We start from the raw sequence: 4484 nt of genomic DNA, 5'->3' as shown, positions 1-4484 counted from the left end.
CCTGGTGAGGGTGATCGCGGTCAGGTCGAGCGCATTCATAGTGGCTCCTTTCCCGCGGGCGGAGAAAGCGCGGATTAATCCGCTCACCTCACGATCGCCGAGATTCGGGGGGCCCGCGGGGCGGGCGCGCAGGAAGTAGTGCAGCAGGGTGCCGTCGAGCACGGGCTCCAGCCACACCTCCATCGTGCCGACGAGCGCGCCACGCACGGTCCAGCGCAGGCCCGCATCACCCCGGTCGGTGTACACTTCGAGCACGAGATCGGGCCAGTACACGCTCCACGACCGAGGGTCGGCGAACGCCGCCGCGACCGTGCTCGGCGGCACCGCGAGGAAGGTCTCGTCGACGATGTCCAGCGCGGGCGGGTCGGCGGGTACGTCATCGGTGTCGGACACGCCGTGCAGCATCGCACGTTCCGGAGACTCCGCCACCCCCGGGCATGGTCAATCGAGCGAACAGGGTTTAGGTTGACCGGCGAGTAACATTGCTTGGACACGGAGGTTCACGTGCGCGAGTACAGCGCCCCCGCGATCGCCGCGGTCGCCGACGACGAGAACATGTCCGACGTCGTGTGGGTCAATGCCGAGCGGTTCGGTGACACCGTGAGTTTCCGTCGCCAGATCGACGGGTCCTGGCGCGACGTCACCGCGGCCGAGTTCGCCGCGCAGGTGCTCGCGGTCGCGAAGGGACTCGTCGCGGCGGGACTGGAGAAGGGCGACCGCGTCGGGCTGATGTCCAAGACGCGCTACGAGTGGACCCTGTTCGACTTCGCGATCTGGGCCGCGGGCGGCGTCACCGTTCCGATCTACGAGACCTCCTCGGCCGAGCAGGCGCAGTGGATCCTCACCGACTCGGGCGCCAAGGCCCTGATCGTCGAGACGGCCGAGCACGCGGCCACCGTCGAGTCCGTGCGCGGCAGCCTGGACGAGCTCGGCAACGTCTGGCGGATCGAGGGTGCCGAGCCCGCCGTCGACGCGCTGTCCGCGCTGGGCGCCGCCACCGCCGACGACGACGTGCACGCGCGCCGCCGTTCCGTCGGCTCGGCCGACACCGCCACCATCGTCTACACCTCCGGCACCACCGGCAGGCCCAAGGGTGTCGTGCTCACCCACCACAACCTGCTCGCCGAGGTACGGGGCAACATGCACGCCTTCCCGCAGCTGATGGGCGCGGGAAACTCGCTGCTGCTGTTCCTCCCGCTGGCCCACATCCTCGCCCGCGCGATCGCGCTGACCGCGGTGACCTCCCGGGCCACCCTGGGGCACACCGCCGACATCAAGGACCTGATCGCCGACCTGAGCACCTTCCGGCCGAGCTTCGTCGTGGCCGTGCCGCGCGTGTTCGAGAAGGTCTACAACAGCGCGAAGCTCAAGGCCCACTCCGAGGGCAAGGGCTCCATCTTCGACAAGGCCGAGGCCACGGCCGTGGACTACAGCAAGGCGCGGGACACCGGCGCCCCCGGCCTGGGCCTGAAGCTCAAGCACGCCGTGTTCGACAAACTCGTCTACACCAAGCTGCGTGCCGCGCTCGGCGGGCGCTGCATCGCCGCGGTCTCCGGCGGGGCACCGCTGGGCGGCAGGCTCGCCCACTTCTTCCGCGGCATCGGCGTCCCGGTGTTCGAGGGGTACGGGCTGACCGAGACCTCCGCCGCCGCCCACGTCAACACCGAGCAGAACTTCAAGGTCGGCACGGTCGGGAGGCCGGTCGCGGGTACCTCGGTGCGCATCGCCGAGGACGGCGAGGTGCTGCTCTCCGGTGACGTGGTCTTCGGCCGGTACTGGAACAACGACCAGGCGACCTCCGAGTCGCTCGAGGACGGCTGGTTCCACACCGGCGACCTCGGCGAGCTGGACGACGAGGGCTTCCTCAAGATCACCGGGCGCAAGAAGGAGATCATCGTCACCGCGGGCGGCAAGAACGTCGCGCCGTCGGGGCTCGAGGACACGCTCAAGTCGAACCCGCTCATCAGCCAGGCGATGGTGGTGGGTGACCAGCGCCCGTTCATCGGCGCCCTGGTCACCATCGACGAAGAGTTCTTTCCGACGTGGAAGGAGCAGCACGGCAAGCCCGCCGAGGCGACCGTGGCCGATCTCGCCGACGACCCGGGGCTGCGCGCCGACATCCAGGCCGCCATCGACGAGGCGAACACCTTCGTCTCCCAGGCCGAGGCGATCAAGAAGTTCGCCATCCTGCCGAACGACTTCACCGAGGCGGGCGGCGAGATCACACCCAGCCTGAAGCTCAAGCGCAACGTGGTGAGCAAGAACTACGCCGACGCGATCGAGCGCCTCTACGCGCAGTGACGCCCCGGCGGGGTGCGGACCGGACGAGTCCGGCCCGCACCCCGCGTTCGGCGGTCGCGAGCCCGATGGACTGAACACCGGAACGCGAGCGGGTCCGCTCCCGCGTCACTGGACCAGCGTCCGCGTCGGGGCGGCCTCCTCGGACACCGGGATGCGATAGCGCTGGGCGAGGTAGGCGGCGATGTCGTGGAACAGCGGAGCCGCCGATCCGTACTCCGGCAGGGTGGTGTCCGGCGCGTCGAGCCAGATGCCCACGACGAAGCGCGGCTCGTCGGCGGGCAGGATTCCCGCGAACGTGACGTTGTACAGCTCCTGGCTGTAGGCGCCGGTGTCCGGGTCGACTTGTTGTCCCGTACCGGTCTTGCCCGAGATCTGGTAACCCTCCAGTGCCGCCTCGGGGGCGGTCCCCTGCTCGGCATAGCCGCCGTCCTGGGTGACGGCGCGCAGCATCGACTTCACGCTGTTCGCGGTCCGCGGGTCGGTCACCCGCGTCGTCCTCGGCGCCGGTTCGGGAACCCGCTCACCGTCCGGGGTGGTCGTGGCCCGCACGATCCGGGGTTCCACGCGCACACCGTCATTGGCGATCGCCTGGTACATGCTGGCCATCTGCACCACCGTCATGGACAGTCCCTGTCCGATCGGGAGGTTGCCGAACGTGGTGCCGGACCACTGCGAACGCGGAGGAACGTAGCCCGCGCTCTCCCCGGGCAGTCCGATGCCGGTCGTGCGGCCCACGCCGAACGTGCCGAGCATGTCCATGAACCGGTCCGGGCCGAGCCGCTGCGCCAGCATCAGCGTGCCGACGTTCGACGACTTCGCGAAGATCCCCCGCACGGTGAACGGCTGGACGCCGTGCGTCCACGCGTCGTGCACGGTGTGGTCGGCGACCTCCATCGAGCCCGGCACGTCGAGCACGGTGTCCGGTGTGACGAGGCCGTGCTCGATCGCCGCCGTCGCGGTGACCACCTTGTTCACCGACCCCGGCTCGAACGGCGTGCTCACCGCCTTGTTCCCCATCGCCTCGGTGGTCAGGCTCTCCGGGTCGCTCGGGTCGAAGGTCGAGTCGTTGGCCAGCGCGTACACCTCGGCCGTCCGGGCGTCCATGATGACGGCGCTGCCGCCCTCGGCGTGCGAGCGCCGCACGTAGTCGGCCAGACTACGCTGCAACTCGTACTGCACGTCCGAATCGATGGTCAGCTCAAGGTCCGAGCCCGGTTTCGCGGGACGGAGGTCGCGTTCGGTGCCCGGAATGACCACGTCGGAGCCCTGCTGGGTGTTCACCAACTGCCTGCCGGGCGTGCCGACCAGGTCGCCGTCGCGCATCGCCTCCAGCCCGGACAGCCCGTGCAGGTTGTGCTTCGTCGGGTCCGGGTCCTCCATCCGCCAGTTCGCGTAGCCGACGATGTTCGCGGCGAGCTCGCCGCCCGGATACACGCGCTTCGCGCGCTTCTCGTAGCCGATCTCCGGGTATCGTTCGGTGATCTCCTCCGCGACCGACGGCTCGACGCCCTCGACGAGGTAGGTGAACGCGGAGTCGGAGTGGAACTTCTCAAGCAGCTCGTCCTCGGTGGTCCGCTCCGGCAGCTTCCCGGCGAGGTAGTCGGCGATCTCCGCGACGTGCGTGCGGTAGTTCTCTCCGGAGTCCGGGTCGGTCCGCGCGCGCTCGGCCCAGTCCTCGCGCATGGTGCGCAGGCTCGCCCACAAGGTGCGGGTCTCCACGCTGAACGCGAGCTGATTGCCGTTGCGGTCCGTGATGGCCCCGCGTGGGGCCGGAATGTCGATGGTCGTGGTGCGCTGGCGTTCGGCGCGGGCGGTGAGCGCGTCGGCCTCGAAGCCGTGAATGTAGCCCAGTTTGAGCCCCGCGGCGACCAGCACGAGCGCGAGCACGATCCGGCCCGCGACGAACCGGCCCTTGTTGTTGCGGATCGAGACCGTACCCCCTCGGCGCGCCCCGACCGAGTAGGTGCGGCGCGCGCCGTTGCCGGCTCCGCGTGCCGACGGCCGGCGTGCCATCGTGTGCCTCCTGTGACCGTCTCCGATTCCCTGCCGGTCTCACGTCCGCTCTTCCCGCCGACGAGCGTCGGCGTTCACGCGGTGTCGCCCGCCGTCCTCCGCCTCGGCGTCGTCACCCGGCGGCCGCGCGGTCCCCGCCGCCCCCGTCGGCAGTGCCCTCGTCGGCGTTC

Annotated in this window: 3 protein-coding genes; 1 reads left to right on the top strand and 2 read right to left on the bottom strand. The window is 70.0% G+C overall.

The window, feature by feature from the left end; genetic code table 11:
• Positions 1–393: hypothetical protein (locus SACSA_RS22310; RefSeq protein WP_232212900.1), on the bottom strand; the 393-nt coding region annotated here is incomplete at its 3' end.
• A gap of 111 nt (positions 394–504) precedes the next feature.
• Between SACSA_RS22310 and SACSA_RS0109805 the strand changes: the two genes are divergently transcribed.
• Positions 505–2301, top strand: a complete 1797-nt coding sequence (locus SACSA_RS0109805; RefSeq protein ID WP_028661734.1) for an AMP-dependent synthetase/ligase — start codon at positions 505–507, stop codon at positions 2299–2301.
• 105 nt (positions 2302–2406) lie between these two features.
• On the opposite strand, the gene SACSA_RS0109800 is transcribed toward SACSA_RS0109805, so the two are convergent.
• Complete coding sequence (locus SACSA_RS0109800; protein ID WP_019815469.1) at positions 2407–4314, bottom strand: peptidoglycan D,D-transpeptidase FtsI family protein; 1908 nt, start codon at positions 4312–4314, stop codon at positions 2407–2409.
• Positions 4315–4484: the final 170 nt, after the last annotated feature.

It is taken from the genome of Saccharomonospora saliphila YIM 90502 (assembly GCF_000383795.1).
GTDB classification, from domain to species: Bacteria; Actinomycetota; Actinomycetes; order Mycobacteriales; family Pseudonocardiaceae; genus Saccharomonospora; species Saccharomonospora saliphila.
This window is presented reverse-complemented; position numbering and strand designations above follow the sequence as displayed.